Below are 13,340 nucleotides of genomic sequence, written 5' to 3'. Positions count from 1 at the left end.
TTGGCAGCTAATCTCGTTAGTTAGCTTGCTAGTTATTTTTTGATTGAAATAAAACTGCAATAAAAAAAGCCGCTCCCTTTTAAACAGGGGAGCGGCTTTTTATTTAAGGCCGAGGCCTCAAGTCATCGTTGTAATCAAACGGCTGATTACAAGATGTTCAGCGGGTATTGCGCGATCAGACGCAGTTCGTCGAGAGAACCCGAGTAAACCTGATCAGACGAGCGATAGGTCGCTTGACGTACGCGCAGGCTCAGGTCTTTTGCCGGGCCGCTCTGGATCACGTATTTGGCTTCGATATCGCGTTCCCACTCTTTGCCGTTGCTGGTGATGGCGATGTTGGCGCCCGTACCTTTCACGTAGCGAGTCATGAAGCTCAGGCCAGGAATACCGAAGGTAGCCATGTTGAGGTCATAACGTGCCTGATAGGACTTCTCGCCTTCGGCGTTGAAGTCGGAACGGGCGATGGAGTTGGCCAGGAAGATCGTGCCGCCGCCGTCTACGCCGTAGGCGTATTGGCCGTCGCCGGTGACTTTCTGCGCTGCCAGGGTGAAGGTATGGGCGCCGACAGAGTAAGCACCCTGCAAGCTGAACGCACGGTTGTTGAGCTTGGTAGTGCTGTCTTTGTCGGAACGTACCAGGCCTGCGCCGTCGCTCTTGGTGTCGTATATGTTGAAGTCGACAGCCACGGATTGGTCATTGCTAAGCGCGTGGGTCCAGTTCACGTTGGCGTAGAGCTTCTTCCAGTAGTCTTCCACTTTGGAGTAGTAGAGGCTGGTGGTGATCTCTGGAGTCCAGGCGTAGACACCGCCCACGAAGTTGGCATCGCGCAGGCCAGTCTTCGTGCCAGGCTCAGAGCTCCCGATGCTGTCGCGGAAGCTTTTGTCCTGGGCAACGATCGATGTGAAGTGACCGGCTTCCAGTTTCAGGTCTTTGATCTCGCTGCTAGTGATGGAGATGCCTTGTGGCAACTCCGGAAGCAAACGGCTGTCATCGGAGGCGAACACTGGCGCGGTGGTGTATTGATCACCGACCTTCAGGACCGTATTGGAAATACGGAACTTGACGGCAGCGCCGCCTTTGGAATAGTCGTCCTGCGAACGACCGTCGGAACCCGTAGGGAACAGACCGGTACCGGCACGACCCTTGCCGCTGTCGAGTTTGACGCCCAGCAGGCCGATGACATCAACACCGACACCGATGGTGCCTTGGGTGTAGCCCGAACTGAACAGACCGTGGAAGCCGAGACCGGTTTCTTCGTAACGGCTTTGCTTCGCATCGTGGTTACGGTAGTCACGGCTGAAGTACAGGGTACGAGTCAGAATGCTGGCTGTGCTGTCTTCAATAAAGCCCTTGGAATCATCTTGGGCGGACGCCATTGCGAACTGCGAGGTGCCTGCTGAAACAGCCAGGGCGATCATGCTCCACTTCATCACGCGCATCGTGATTTGCTCCTTTGGTTTTATGAAGAGTACTGCCGTCCCACCTGTATTTTTATCTGGGCGGCTCTTTCTTTTATGTGTCGGCGCAAAGTTATATCACGCAGACCCTATTGACGATACTGACTCATCTATCCTTTCAGCTTCTTTACGAGGCTGTCGTAAATTGCTAGTTCCATGTCGCAAATTCACAGCCCGACTGTCACCGGGCTGACAACTTAAGTGCTGTTTTCAGACCGCTTTCGAAGTTTGAACTCGTCCTTGCTATGCACTCAATCACCACTGTTTTTTATCGTGAGACACCTGCTTCCAAACGAGTGCCGTTGCCGACGATGCGGGTATCAATGCAACAAGCGTGCACAAAGCGGTAACCGAATGTCATTTTTTCGTGAAAAGCGTTACGGCAGTGTAAAAACCGCATAAGCACGGGCTTTTTACGTCGTTTGGTTTGGGCTTGACGCCCCGGTATTTCACCTGTGAGGAGGTACATAAATCCTGTGCCAGCGCAAAACGTTACCGGTTCACCCCCTGAGTGGGTAGTTGGCGGATCCCTTTGAAGCACGGGTGGGTCATTTTGGTGCATCCCGTTCAGGCCCGTATCAGCGTAGCTCAACTATTGGGCCGCCTCGAAAAGGTGCAGGTTTTTTATCCGGTTGCTTCGACGCTCCCCCGCATTCGTTGTGAAGCCTTAAGCATTCGAAGGTATGCTGGGCACCTGATATCGACCTGCCGAACGGAGTGCCCGCGTGTTCGCCTTAGATCAACGCCTGCAACAAGACACACTGGCCATTGGCGACTTTCCGCTCTGTCGCCTGCTGCTGTCCAATGACTCGAATTACCCCTGGTTCATCCTGGTGCCGCGCATCGACGGTATCAGCGAAGTGTTTCAGCTGCATGTCGCAGATCAACAGACGCTGTGGAAAGAAGCCACGGCTCTGGCGCAACTGCTCAATGAAGGCATGGCTGCCGATAAAATGAACATTGGTGCGTTGGGTAACGTCGTCAGCCAACTGCATGTGCATGTGATTGTGCGCAAGCGGGATGACGCCGCCTGGCCGGCACCGGTCTGGGGCAAGCACCCGGCCCGGCCGTATACAGAGGAGCAAGTGGTGGCGATTCGCACCCGACTGCGCGAATTATTGCCCGCCGACTTCATCTTTACCCAGGACTGAGCCATGGACCTGCAAGACCGCGTAACCGATCTGGAAAGTCGTCTGGCGTTTCAGGACGACACCATCGAGACCCTCAATGACATCCTCGTCACCCAGCAGCGGGCGGTTGAACGCCTGCAGTTGCAGATGACCGCGCTGCTCAAGCGCCAAGAAGAAATGGGTGGCCAGTTCGAGTCATCCGAAGAAGAAGCCCCACCACCGCATTATTAAGTGCACGCCATAAAAAAACCGCGACCCAGCAGCGCTGGATCGCGGTTTTTTATGGCGCCAAGGGTGGGAATCAGCGACGCGGCAATGCCGCGATCACGTCTTCGGCTTGCAGGCCCTTGTCGCGGTTCATGACGGAGAACTCCACGCGCTGGCCTTCGACCAGAACGCGATGACCTTCGCCGCGGATGGCCCGGAAGTGGACGAAGATATCGTCGCCCGAATCGCGGGAAATAAAGCCGAAGCCTTTGGAGGTGTTGAACCACTTGACGGTCCCGGTATCCCGGTTGGTCATGTCGTAGTTTTGCGATGCAGCGGCTGGGGACGAACGGTAGAAGCTGATGGCCAGGTGAAGAACGATGGCGACCACAGCAATCACCAGGCTGAGCAGGATGGCCGGGTGGCCGCCGACTTCAGGCATAGGTGCGAGGAGGGTGAGCGTTTGAACGACAACGGTCAGCACCAGCAGGGCGCTGACCAGGTTTTGCAGTTGATGACGCGTGCCTTTGTTCCAGTAAGGGATCACCGGTGCCAGCGTCAGGTTAAGAAGGCCGAACAAGGCCAGGTACAGAGCGTCATGTTGTTCCAGGTAGGGAGGGCTTCCCTGTTGCAAGCTCGGTATAAAGGACAGCAGCAACGCTGCAACGCCCGTTAGCAGGTGGACGATTTTCAACATTTTGATTAACTCACGTTAAGAAGGATCACAAGGAAGAGCTGACTGGCACGGTTCGCTTCTGAACAATGGGAGGCGTTGGGCACGTGCGCGGGTATCAGCCTATGTGGCGTGCCGCAGAAATAAACGGCTCACCACACAGCGCCTATTTAACAGCAAAGGCTGTGCCTACTCAAATCAAGCATTTTGGGGCATTGCGAGCGCCAGGGCATTTCTGCGTCAAACGCTTGTCCTAGACAGGTGCGGGGTTTTTGAGCGGCATTTTTAGCGTTTTCCTACTCTGTGCAAAGGCATGCGCGCCGCCCTTGAGCGAGCAGCAGGCGTTTGCGCAGAGGGGCGATTTGTCGCACGCCTGCTGCCTGTGTCGGGCTGCACATAGCCAGCACTCTTGCTAGAGTGGTCCTGCACCTGATCAATGAATGCTCGTCAATTGAAGGGGAAAAACATGGCAATCGATATTGGTATCAGTGAAGAAGATCGTAAATCCATCGTCGACGGACTTTCACGACTGCTGTCCGATACCTATGTACTGTATTTGAAGACCCATAACTTCCATTGGAACGTCACGGGCCCCATGTTCCGTACGCTGCACTTGATGTTTGAAGAGCAGTACAACGAACTGGCACTGGCAGTGGACTCTATTGCCGAGCGTATCCGTGCCCTGGGTTTCCCGGCGCCGGGTGCCTATTCGATCTACGCCCGTCTGTCTTCGATCAAGGAAGAAGAGGGTGTGCCCAGCGCAGAAGAGATGATCAAGCAGTTAGTGGCGGGCCAGGAGGCGGTGACGCGCACTGCGCGCGGCATCTTCCCATTGCTCGATAAGGTCAGCGATGAGCCGACCGCTGATCTGCTGACCCAGCGTATGCAGGTTCATGAAAAAACCGCGTGGATGCTGCGTTCTTTGCTCGAAAACCAGTAAACATCCAGTTTGAGTGGCGCCGCCCTGGCGCCCCTCGCTTGTTTCCCCACGTTTCCTGGCGTTGTCCTACGACTATCGACTCCCCGTCTTCTGGCTCCCCCCCCCGCGTCCTGCTGTTTTATAGACCCACTGTCCTATGGGACAAACCCATGGGCTGATGTTTGGCAATGGAGTGTCAGGTGTATGTCACGCGGAGTGGGTAATGGGGTGATGGAAACCTGCGGTTTCCATCAGATAAAGGGCGACCCTTTTGCGAAAGGGTTCGATATGGGCTTGGCCAAGCCATTGTCCCGGTCGGTCAGGCTTAACGGGTTTTCCACCTGCCTGCGGCTTGAACAGATCTACTGGAATATTCTCACAGAGATAGCCAGGATCAATGCCTGCTCAGTCAGTGCGTTGCTGTCTTATGTCGATCGGGAAGTGCATTTGCGCTACGGAGGAGTGAAGAACTTCAGCGGATTGGTCAGGGTGGTGTGCGTGGTTCACGTATTAAAAAGCCGCGTCACCCCGATGAACGGCGATTAATCTGGCGGTTGCCCAGCCGGTTCGCCGCTAAGGCGGGCCGGCCTTGGGGCAGAAAGCCGGCTGCGCTGCCTCGATTTACCAGATATAATCCCGCGCTTTGCTGCGCATGCCAGGGGTTTATCCACAGGGCAGGGCGTGGCGCAGTAATGATCCGATCGCCGAGACATCTCCATGCCCATGTACGACTATCAATGTGCTTCCTGTGGTCATCAGTTGGAAGCCATTCAGAAGATCAGCGCCGCGCCGCTGGTCGATTGCCCTGCCTGCCAGGCACCTGAGCTGAAGAAGATGTTGTCCATGCCGGGCTTCCGCCTGAGCGGTGGCGGCTGGTACGAGACCGACTTCAAGACCGGCGCCAAGAAAAATCTGGCGGGCGGCGACAAAGCAGACTGAGTTGAACTCTACGCGCAGGCTCCTGCATTATCCGTCCCCTGCTTAACTGTACGGTGACGAGGCGAGCCTCCACCGAATTTCGAATTACGAGAAGTGAAACCACTACCATGATGCGCAGCCACTATTGCGGCCAACTGAACGAGACCCTGGAAGGTCAGGAAATCACCCTTTGCGGATGGGTTCACCGTCGCCGCGACCACGGCGGGGTGATCTTCCTCGATATCCGTGATCGTGATGGTCTGGCCCAGGTAGTGTTCGATCCGGACCGCGCCGCGAGCTTCGCCGCCGCCGACCGCGTGCGCAGCGAATACGTCGTCAAGATCACCGGCAAGGTTCGCCTGCGTCCGGCCGGTGCCGTGAACGCGAACATGGCGTCCGGCGCGATCGAAGTGTTGGGCTACGAGCTGGAAGTGCTGAACGAGTCGGAAACTCCGCCGTTCCCGCTCAACGAATACTCCGACGTGGGCGAAGAAACACGCCTGCGCTACCGCTTCCTGGACCTGCGTCGCCCGGAAATGGCCGAGAAGCTGCGTCTGCGTTCGCGCATGACTACCAGCATCCGCCGCTTCCTCGACGAAAACGGCTTCCTGGATGTCGAAACGCCAATCCTCACCCGGGCCACCCCGGAAGGCGCGCGTGACTACTTGGTGCCGAGCCGCACTCACGCCGGTTCTTTCTTTGCCTTGCCGCAATCGCCGCAGTTGTTCAAGCAACTGCTGATGGTGGCCGGCTTCGACCGTTACTACCAGATCGCCAAGTGCTTTCGCGACGAAGACCTGCGCGCTGACCGTCAGCCTGAATTCACCCAGATCGACATCGAGACCAGCTTCCTCGATGAAAAAGAGATCATGGGCCTGACCGAACAAATGATCCGCAACCTGTTCAAGGAAGTGCTGGATCTGGAATTCGGCGAATTCCCGCACATGACCTTCGAAGAAGCCATGCGCCGCTACGGTTCCGACAAGCCAGACCTGCGTAACCCGTTGGAACTGGTGGACGTGGCCGACCAACTCAAAGAAGTCGACTTCAAGGTGTTCAGCGGCCCGGCCAACGACCCTAAATGCCGCATCGCCGCCCTGCGTGTACCTGGCGGCGCGAGCATGCCGCGTAAGCAGATCGACGACTACACCAAGTTCGTCGGCATCTACGGTGCCAAAGGTATGGCGTACATCAAGGTCAACGAGCGCGCCAATGGCGTTGACGGTCTGCAATCGCCGATCGTTAAAAACATTCCACTGGACAACCTGAACGCGATCCTCGATCGCGTCGGTGCGGTCGACGGCGACATCGTGTTCTTCGGCGCCGACAAAGCCAAGATCGTCAGCGAAGCTCTGGGCGCGCTGCGCATCAAGCTTGGCCACGACCTGGACCTGCTGACTTGCAAGTGGGCGCCGATGTGGGTCGTCGACTTCCCGATGTTCGAAGAGAACGACGACGGCAGCTTCAGCGCCTTGCACCACCCGTTCACTGCGCCGAAGTGCTCGCCGCAAGAGCTGGAAGCCAACCCGGCAGGCGCTCTGTCCCGCGCCTACGACATGGTGTTGAACGGCACTGAGCTCGGTGGCGGTTCGATCCGTATCCACCGCAAAGAGATGCAACAAGCGGTCTTCCGCCTGTTGGGCATCAACGAAGCGGAACAGGAAGAGAAATTCGGCTTCCTGCTCGACGCCCTGAAGTACGGCGCACCGCCGCACGGTGGCCTAGCGTTCGGCCTGGACCGTCTGGTGATGTTGATGACCGGCGCCCAGTCGATCCGTGAAGTGATCGCCTTCCCGAAAACCCAGAGTGCTGCGGACGTCATGACCCAGGCTCCGGGCGTGGTGGATGCCAAGGCGCTGCGCGAACTGCACATCCGTCTGCGCGAGGCGCCGAAGGCTGAGTAAGGCTGCTGCGTGAAAGCGCGATAAGGTTGTACGCAGTCAAAAAGGCGCATCTTCGGATGCGCCTTTGCGTTTAAAAGAATGAAATCCGGCCTGGGGCTGGATTGATAAAGTTTCTAGAGAATTTCGGAGTTGTGTTATGGCTGGCCATTCCAAGTGGGCGAACATCAAGCACCGCAAAGAGCGTCAGGATGCCAAGAAAGGCAAGATCTTCACCAAGTGGATTCGCGAGCTGACCGTCGCCGCCCGCCAGGGCGGTGGTGAGCCGGGTTCCAACCCGCGTCTGCGCCTGGCGCTGGACAAGGCCTTGGGCGCGAACATGAGCCGCGACATCATCGATCGCGCCGTGGCCCGTGGCGCCGGCGCGGCCGACACCGACGACATGGTCGAACTGAGCTACGAAGGCTACGGCCCGGGTGGCGTGGCGGTGATGGTCGAGTGCATGACCGACAACCGCAACCGTACTGCGGCAGCTGTACGCCATGCGTTCAGCAAGTGCGGCGGCAACCTGGGCACCGACGGTTCGGTGGCCTACCTGTTCGAGCGCAAGGGGCAGATATCCTTCGCGCCCGGCGTGGATGAAGATGCGCTGATTGAAGCCGCGATGGAGGCAGATGCCGACGACGTGGTGACCAACGAAGACGGTTCCATCGACGTATTTACCTCGTTCGCCAGCTTCTATGCCGTACGCAACGCCCTGGAAGCCGCCGGTTTCAAAGGCACCGACGCGGAAATCGTGATGCTGCCGACCACCAGCGCCGAGCTGGACCTGGACGGTGCGCAGAAGGTGCTGAAGATGCTGGATATGCTTGAAGACCTGGATGACGTGCAGAACGTCTACTCGAACGCCGACATCCCGGAATCTGTAGCCGAGCAGCTCACCTGAGAACAATGAGGATCCCCTGTGGGAGCGGGCTTGCTCGCGAATGCGGTGTGTCAGTCACTTGATGCATTACTGAATAGCCGCTTTCGCGGGCAAGCCCGCTCCCACATTGGGTCTATCTGTATCCACAAAACTGCAGGCGTTATGACTTTAATCCTAGGTATCGACCCCGGTTCGCGCATCACCGGTTTTGGCGTGGTGCAACACACCCCGCGCGGCTGCATCTATGTCGCCTCGGGTTGCATCCGCACCGGTGCGGGCGAGTTGGCCGAGCGCCTGCAGATCGTCTATCGCGGCGTGCGTGAAGTGATCCAGACCTACGGCCCGGTGACCATGGGCATCGAAAAGGTGTTCATGGCCAAAAACGCCGACTCCGCGCTCAAGCTTGGCCAGGCCCGTGGCGCCGCCATCGTCGCCGGTGCCGAAGAGGGCATGGAAATCGCCGAATACACCGCGACCCAGGTCAAACAGGCCGTGGTGGGCACCGGCGCGGCGAATAAAGAGCAGGTGCAGATGATGGTCATGCACATGCTCAAGCTCACCTCAAAACCGCAGATAGACGCCTCCGACGCCCTGGCCATTGCTATTTGCCATGCGCACACCCGTTCCAGCCTGTTGCCGCACGGCCTTGGCACGGCACGCAGTCGTGGCGGCCGGCTGCGTCTCTGATAGCATCAGCGCAATCGTTATTTCCGGTCAGGCCTTGTTCTGACCCTAAGCTTTAAGGATCTGAACCGTGATTGGACGCTTGCGCGGCACCCTGGCTGAGAAACAGCCGCCGCACCTGATTCTGGATGTAAATGGGTTGGGCTATGAGCTGGAAGTGCCCATGACCACCCTGTATCGCCTACCGTCGATCGGCGAGCCGCTGACCCTGCACACCCACTTGGTGGTGCGTGAAGATGCGCAATTGCTCTACGGTTTCATTGGCAAGCGTGATCGCGACTTTTTTCGCGAGCTGATTCGCCTCAATGGCGTGGGCCCCAAGCTCGCGCTGGCATTGATGTCGAGCCTGGAAGTGGATGAGTTGGTGCGCGCGGTTTCGGCCCAGGACACCTCGGCGTTGACCAAGGTGCCGGGCGTTGGCAAGAAAACTGCCGAGCGCCTGCTGGTGGAACTCAAGGACCGTTTCAAAGCCTGGGAAGTGGCACCGAGCATGTTTGCCCTGGTGCCAAACCAGCCGGATATGCCGGCAGGCCAGGTCGCCAGCGCCGAAAGCGATGCGGTCAGTGCGTTGATCTCCCTGGGCTACAAGCCGCAGGAAGCGAGCAAAGCCGTATCGGCCATCAAGGACAAGAACCTGAGCAGCGAAGACATGATCCGCCGAGCCCTGAAGGGAATGATTTAAGTGATTGAAGCTGATCGTCTAATCGCGGCCACCGGCCCACGCGACCGTGAAGAAGTCCAGGACCGGGCCATCCGCCCGCTGAGCCTGGCTGAATACATCGGCCAGCCCACCGTGCGCGAACAAATGGAGTTGTTTATCCAGGCCGCGCGTGGGCGCAGCGAGTCCTTGGACCACACGTTGATCTTCGGCCCGCCGGGGCTGGGTAAAACCACGCTGGCAATGATCATCGCCAATGAAATGGGGGTGTCGATCAAGTCCACCTCCGGCCCGGTGCTGGAGCGTCCGGGCGACTTGGCGGCGTTGCTGACCAATCTTGAGCCGCACGACGTGTTGTTTATCGACGAGATCCACCGGTTGTCGCCGATCGTCGAGGAAGTGCTGTACCCGGCCATGGAGGACTTCCAGCTCGACATCATGATCGGCGAAGGGCCAGCGGCGCGCTCGATCAAGCTCGATTTGCCGCCGTTCACTCTGGTGGGGGCGACCACCCGCGCAGGCATGTTGACCAACCCGCTGCGAGACCGTTTCGGCATTGTTCAACGTCTAGAGTTCTATAGCACTGCGGATTTGGCCACCATCGTCAGCCGTTCGGCGAGCATTCTCGGCTTGCCGCTGGACCCTGAAGGCGCGTTTGAAATCGCCCGTCGGGCGCGTGGCACGCCGCGCATCGCTAACCGTCTGCTGCGGCGTGTACGTGATTTTGCCGAGGTGCGGGCCAAGGGGCATATCACCAAGGCCGTGGCTGATCTGGCCTTGAACCTGCTGGATGTGGACGAACATGGCTTCGATCACCAGGATCGGCGTCTACTCTTGACCATGATCGAGAAGTTCGACGGCGGCCCGGTGGGCGTAGACAGCCTGGCGGCGGCGATCAGTGAGGAGCGCCACACGATTGAAGATGTGCTGGAGCCGTACCTGATCCAACAGGGTTACATCATGCGTACGCCAAGGGGGCGGGTAGTGACGCGCCATGCCTATTTGCACTTCGGGTTAAACATTCCGTCACGATTGGGCGAGATGCCTGTAGTAGACGAATTCCTCGATGCAGTGGACGATTAAAAAGGTCACGCCAGTCGATTTATCTGAGCTTTGTGCTGTCCTAGTGGCTGGTGTCGTCATTCAGACGTTACAAATGTTTCAGAGAATGAAAAAACAGTTGCCCTGCCGGATTGGCAACCTGAGGAGTAAGCACTAGAGTATGCGCGCGCAAAACGGGGATCAGTCGTTCGCACATCGCTGTCGCGTTTATTACGAGGACACCGATGCCGGCGGCATCGTTTATTACGTCAACTACCTCAAGTTCATGGAGCGGGCTCGAACCGAGCGGCTACGGGAGCTGGGCTTTGCCCAATCCCAGCTGGCAGGGGAGGACCTGTTATTCGTCGTGCATTCCAGCGAGGCGCGCTACCACGCACCGGCGCGATTGGACGACGAATTGTTGGTCAGCGCTGAAGTAATCGAATTGAACCGTGTCAGCCTGCGCTTTAAACAGCAAGTCAGGCGGGCAACGGATGCAACGCTGCTCTGTGAGGGGCAGTTCCTGGTGGCGTGTGTGCGCACCAATAGTTTGAAACCCCGGGCCATTCCCGAAGCTCTACGCGCGGCCTTTGCCGGCGTAAGCGGCGCGGGTAAACAATCAAAGCAGGAGATTTAGCGTGGAACCTACCGTCGTCGACCATTCCTCCATGTGGAGCCTGGTCAGCAATGCCAGTGTTGTGGTTCAACTGGTGATGCTGATCCTGGTAGCCGCATCGGTTACCTCTTGGGTCATGATTTTTCAGCGCAGCAATTTGCTGCGTGCCGGTCGACGTGCCCTGGAGAGCTTCGAGGAGCGCTTCTGGTCGGGTATCGACCTGTCCAAGCTGTACCGTCAGGCCGGCAGCAACCCGGACCCGGATTCGGGCGTCGAGCAGATCTTCCGCGCCGGCTTCAAGGAGTTCTCCCGCCTGCGTCAGCAACCGGGCGTTGACCCGGAAGCGGTCATGGAAGGCGTGGCCCGTGCCATGCGCGTCGCGATTTCCCGCGAAGAAGAGAAACTGGAGCAGAGCCTGCCGTTCCTCGCCACCGTCGGTTCCGTGAGCCCGTACATCGGCCTGTTCGGTACGGTGTGGGGGATCATGAACTCCTTCCGCGGCCTGGCCCAGGCCCAGCAAGCGACCCTGGCCACCGTGGCCCCGGGTATCGCCGAAGCCCTGGTCGCCACCGCGATCGGCTTGTTCGCCGCTATCCCCGCAGTAATCGCCTACAACCGTTTTGCCGCTCGTGGTGAAACCTTGATCAGCCGTTACTACACCTTCGCCGATGAATTCCAGGCGATCCTGCACCGTAAAGTGCACACCAGCGAAGAATAAGCAGGTAATTCCCAATGGCTTTAATCGCTCGAGCTCGCAAAAAGCGCAAGCCGGTCGCCGAGATGAACGTAGTGCCTTACATCGACGTGATGCTGGTGCTGCTGGTGATCTTCATGGTGACCGCGCCGATGCTCAATCAGGGCGTGAAAGTTGATCTGCCCAAGGTTTCCAGCGAAGCCTTGCCGCAGGACAACAACACCCAGGTCCTGACCATTTCGATCAAAGCTGACAAGACCTATTACTGGAACCTTGGCAGCGAAGTCGATACCCAGAAACAGCAGGACAAGGCCATGACCTTGCCGCAGATGACCGATGCCGTGACCAAGATCATCCGGGCCGGCAACGAAGGCGGCAAGCACACGCAGGTGTTCATTCGCGGCGACAAAGTGGTCGACTATGGCTCCGTCATGGGCGCCATGGGTGGGCTGCAGAAGGCCGGCGTGGGTAACGTTGGCTTGATTACCGAGGCGCCCTGATGCACCAACAGCGAGAGCCGTCCGCCTCGGAAAGCTTCTTCTGGCCTAGCGTCTGGGCAATTGCCCTGCACGTCCTGGTGTTTGGCATGCTGTTCGTCAGCTTTGCCATGACCCCGGACCTGCCGCCAGCCAAGCCGATCGTGCAGGCGACCCTGTATCAGCTGAAATCGAAAAGTCAGGCCACCACCCAGACCAATCAGAAGATTGCGGGTGAGGCCCAGAAGTCGGCTGCGCGCCAGACTGAAGTCGAGCAGATGGAACAGAAGAAGGTCGAGCAGGAAGCGGTGAAGGCTGCTGCGGAACAAAAGAAAGAAGAGGCGGCTCAAAAGGCCGAGGAATCGAAAAAGGCTGACGAAGCCAAGAAAGCTGACGAGGCGAAAAAGGCTGATGAAGCCAAGAAAGCCGACAAAGCTGCCGAAGCTAAAAAGGCTGAAGAGAAACAATTGGCTGATATAGCCAAGAAGAAGTCTGAAGAAGAAGCCAAAAAAGCGGCCGAAGAAGAGGCCAAGAAAAAGGCCGCTGAAGACGCCAAGAAAAAGATAGTCGAAGACGCGAAGAAGAAAGCCGCCGAAGACGCCAAGAAAAAAGCTGAAGCAGACGAGGCGAAGAAGAAAGTCGCCGACGACGCGAAGAAGAAAGCTGCCGCCGACGCCAGTAAGAAAAAGGCCCAGGAAGCAGCACGTAAATCCGCCGAAGAGAAAAAGGCCCAGGCCTTGGCAGATTTGCTTTCCGACACGCCGCAGCGTCAACAAGCCTTGGCCGATGAACGTGGTGATGAAGTCGCGGGCAGTTTTGACGACCTGATTCGGGCACGGGCAGCAGAGGGTTGGACACGTCCACCTTCGGCACGTAAAGGTATGACAGTAGTGCTGCAGATCGGCATGTTGCCGGACGGCACGGTGACTTCGGTCAGCGTGGCCAAGTCCAGTGGTGACGGTTCGTTCGACAGTTCGGCGGTTGCCGCGGTCAAGAATATTGGCCGGTTGACCGAGATGCAGGGAATGAAACCAAGCGACTTCGCTCCCTATCGTTCATTCAAGATGACATTCACACCTGAGGATCTAGCCTTGTGAGAAA

16 protein-coding genes are annotated in these 13,340 nt (G+C 57.9%); 14 read left to right on the top strand and 2 right to left on the bottom strand.

The features are described from left to right. Window positions 1–146: 146 nt before the first annotated feature. The gene (locus E0F99_RS04205) at window positions 147–1,439 is read right to left on the bottom strand and encodes an OprD family porin (protein ID WP_083356988.1); all 1,293 of its coding nucleotides are present in this window, start codon (window positions 1,437–1,439) and stop codon (window positions 147–149) included. A 743-nt stretch (window positions 1,440–2,182) separates the two neighbouring features. On the opposite strand from E0F99_RS04205, the gene E0F99_RS04200 reads away from it, so the two are divergent. Beyond that, the gene (locus E0F99_RS04200) at window positions 2,183–2,608 is read left to right on the top strand and encodes an HIT domain-containing protein (RefSeq protein WP_083356989.1); all 426 of its coding nucleotides are present in this window, start codon (window positions 2,183–2,185) and stop codon (window positions 2,606–2,608) included. Window positions 2,609–2,611: 3 nt separating this feature from the next. Next, entirely contained in the window at window positions 2,612–2,818 is a 207-nt protein-coding gene (locus tag E0F99_RS04195; RefSeq protein ID WP_017847119.1) for a SlyX family protein, read from the top strand. A 70-nt stretch (window positions 2,819–2,888) separates the two neighbouring features. On the opposite strand, the gene E0F99_RS30845 is transcribed toward E0F99_RS04195, so the two are convergent. After that, window positions 2,889–3,491 (bottom strand): cold-shock protein, encoded by a 603-nt coding sequence (locus E0F99_RS30845; RefSeq protein ID WP_083356990.1) that lies wholly within the window; start codon window positions 3,489–3,491, stop codon window positions 2,889–2,891. Window positions 3,492–3,933: 442 nt separating this feature from the next. On the opposite strand from E0F99_RS30845, the gene E0F99_RS04185 reads away from it, so the two are divergent. From E0F99_RS04185 to tolA, 12 genes are all read left to right on the top strand, one after another. Then, on the top strand, window positions 3,934–4,407 hold the full coding sequence (locus E0F99_RS04185; RefSeq protein ID WP_003193874.1) for a Dps family protein: 474 nt from the start codon (window positions 3,934–3,936) through the stop codon (window positions 4,405–4,407). Between the two features lie 183 nt (window positions 4,408–4,590). Beyond that, a complete protein-coding gene (locus E0F99_RS04180; RefSeq protein WP_083356991.1) occupies window positions 4,591–4,932 on the top strand; it encodes a ribbon-helix-helix domain-containing protein in 342 nt (113 codons plus the stop codon). Between the two features lie 171 nt (window positions 4,933–5,103). After that, window positions 5,104–5,325: an FmdB family zinc ribbon protein gene (locus E0F99_RS04175; protein WP_017139808.1), complete on the top strand. Its 222-nt coding sequence runs from the start codon at window positions 5,104–5,106 to the stop codon at window positions 5,323–5,325. Between the two features lie 107 nt (window positions 5,326–5,432). After that, the gene (aspS, locus tag E0F99_RS04170; RefSeq protein ID WP_130908713.1) at window positions 5,433–7,208 is read left to right on the top strand and encodes an aspartate--tRNA ligase; all 1,776 of its coding nucleotides are present in this window, start codon (window positions 5,433–5,435) and stop codon (window positions 7,206–7,208) included. 136 nt (window positions 7,209–7,344) lie between these two features. Beyond that, window positions 7,345–8,091, top strand: a complete 747-nt coding sequence (locus E0F99_RS04165) for a YebC/PmpR family DNA-binding transcriptional regulator (protein ID WP_083356993.1) — start codon at window positions 7,345–7,347, stop codon at window positions 8,089–8,091. Between the two features lie 141 nt (window positions 8,092–8,232). Further along, window positions 8,233–8,757: a crossover junction endodeoxyribonuclease RuvC gene (ruvC, locus tag E0F99_RS04160; protein ID WP_032862494.1), complete on the top strand. Its 525-nt coding sequence runs from the start codon at window positions 8,233–8,235 to the stop codon at window positions 8,755–8,757. A 67-nt stretch (window positions 8,758–8,824) separates the two neighbouring features. Further along, window positions 8,825–9,436, top strand: a complete 612-nt coding sequence (gene ruvA / locus E0F99_RS04155) for a Holliday junction branch migration protein RuvA (protein WP_083356994.1) — start codon at window positions 8,825–8,827, stop codon at window positions 9,434–9,436. Then, window positions 9,437–10,495, top strand: a complete 1,059-nt coding sequence (ruvB, locus tag E0F99_RS04150; RefSeq protein WP_083356995.1) for a Holliday junction branch migration DNA helicase RuvB — start codon at window positions 9,437–9,439, stop codon at window positions 10,493–10,495. Between the two features lie 139 nt (window positions 10,496–10,634). After that, window positions 10,635–11,090 carry a tol-pal system-associated acyl-CoA thioesterase gene (ybgC, locus tag E0F99_RS04145; protein ID WP_071484353.1) on the top strand — a complete coding sequence of 152 codons (456 nt, stop codon included), beginning with the start codon at window positions 10,635–10,637 and terminating at the stop codon, window positions 11,088–11,090. A gap of 1 nt (window position 11,091) precedes the next feature. Beyond that, window positions 11,092–11,787: a protein TolQ gene (gene tolQ, locus E0F99_RS04140; protein ID WP_024077143.1), complete on the top strand. Its 696-nt coding sequence runs from the start codon at window positions 11,092–11,094 to the stop codon at window positions 11,785–11,787. Window positions 11,788–11,810: 23 nt separating this feature from the next. Continuing rightward, window positions 11,811–12,263 (top strand): protein TolR, encoded by a 453-nt coding sequence (gene tolR / locus E0F99_RS04135; protein WP_161635741.1) that lies wholly within the window; start codon window positions 11,811–11,813, stop codon window positions 12,261–12,263. Continuing rightward, complete coding sequence (gene tolA / locus E0F99_RS04130) at window positions 12,263–13,336, top strand: cell envelope integrity protein TolA (protein WP_083356996.1); 1,074 nt, start codon at window positions 12,263–12,265, stop codon at window positions 13,334–13,336. The genes tolR and tolA overlap by 1 nt, the downstream gene beginning before the upstream one ends. Window positions 13,337–13,340: the final 4 nt, after the last annotated feature.

Origin of the sequence: Pseudomonas antarctica (assembly GCF_900624995.1) — a bacterium.
Classification (GTDB): Bacteria; Pseudomonadota; Gammaproteobacteria; order Pseudomonadales; family Pseudomonadaceae; genus Aquipseudomonas; species Aquipseudomonas antarctica.
This window is presented reverse-complemented; position numbering and strand designations above follow the sequence as displayed.